This is a genomic window from Propionivibrio sp. (assembly GCF_029255185.1).
Taxonomy (GTDB): domain Bacteria; phylum Pseudomonadota; class Gammaproteobacteria; order Burkholderiales; family Rhodocyclaceae; genus Propionivibrio.
Map to the genome: position 1 here is coordinate 1 of NZ_JAPUVO010000002.1, position 1289 is coordinate 1289.

Annotated in this window: 2 protein-coding genes; both read left to right on the plus strand. The window is 62.5% G+C overall.

The window, feature by feature from the left end; genetic code table 11:
• On the plus strand, positions 1-769 hold a 769-nt coding region (locus Q1J43_RS00020; RefSeq protein WP_301100230.1), incomplete at its 5' end, for a phage major capsid protein.
• Positions 770-803: 34 nt separating this feature from the next.
• A complete protein-coding gene (locus Q1J43_RS00025; RefSeq protein ID WP_301100231.1) occupies positions 804-1202 on the plus strand; it encodes a hypothetical protein in 399 nt (132 codons plus the stop codon).
• The last annotated feature ends 87 nt before the right edge of the window (positions 1203-1289 follow it).

Genomic DNA, 1289 nt, shown 5'->3' on the forward strand with positions numbered 1-1289 from the left:
CGAGATGCTGCGCGACACCAACGAGCCGGTGGCGCAATGGGTTTCCGAACTCGGCACCCGCGCCGACACCGATCAGGGCAGCATCGGGCGCATCCGCATTCCGGTGCATGAGCTTTACGCGCAGCCGAAGGCGACGCAGAAACTGTTGGACGACGCCATTATCAATGTCGAGGAATGGCTGATCAATCGCGTGGCCGGAAAATTCTCGCGCAGCGAGAATACGGCGTTCGTCAGCGGCGACGGTATCGGGCAGCCGCGCGGCTTCCTGAGCTACGCCACGCAGGCGGTGAGCGACAACAGCCGCGCCTGGGGCGTGCTGGAGCATGTCGTCACCGGCGCGGATGGCGGCTTCTCGGCCAGCAACGGCAGCGACGTTCTCATCGGCCTGATGCACAAACTGCGCGCCGGTTATCTGCCGAAGGCAAGCTGGCTGTTGCCGCGCGCCGTCGCCGACATGATCCGCAAATTCAAGGAAACGACTTCGAACGCTTATATTTGGCAACCTGGTTTGCAGGCGGGCGTTCCTGCCACGCTGCTCGGCCATCCGGTGATTTTGGCCGAGGATATGCCGCAAGTCGCGGTGGGCAGCTATTCGGCGGCATTCGGTAATTTCGAGGAAGGCTACACCATCGTTGATCGTATCGGTCTGCGCGTGTTGCGCGATCCCTATACCGCCGCGCCCTTCGTCAAATTCCGTTGCAGCAAGCGCGTCGGCGGCGACGTGGTGAATTTCGAAGCGATCAAGCTGTTGAAATTCTCGGCTTCGTAAACCTCATTCCGATCTGAAAACAGGGAGACTCTTCATGACAACACGCGATCTTTTGCGGAAAATTCTGGTGACGCCGTCGCTGGCGCCTGCGGTGCGGACCAACGGGACGGCGACGGGAACGGCGGTGGATTTGCGCGGCTTCGACTCCGCCGTCCTCGCCGTTTCGTTCGGCACATGGACGGATGGCACGCATACGCCTTCGGCGGTGCATTCGGTGGACGGCACGACTTACACGGCTTGCGCGGCTTCCGATCTCGACGGCGCTTTTGCCGCCGTCAGCAGCGCGGCGGGCAACAACACTGTGCAGCAGGTCGGTTATATCGGCGCGCAACGCTATGTGAAGATGGTGATCGCCACGACGGGAGCCACCACGGGCGCTTTGAGCCACGCCAGCGTCATCGCTGGCGCGCCGCGCAACGCGCCGACGCAGTAAGGGCGGGGTGGTGGGGCCGGAGAGGCGCGGAAGAAATCTTTCGCCGTTTCTCTGGCCCGCATCTTCCAACCCCTAACCCCATACTTC

Coding starts and splice junctions, on each gene's coding strand:
- Q1J43_RS00025 (WP_301100231.1), top strand. CDS start 804: ATGACAACACGCGATCTTTTGCGGAAAATTCTGGTGACGCCGTCGCTG.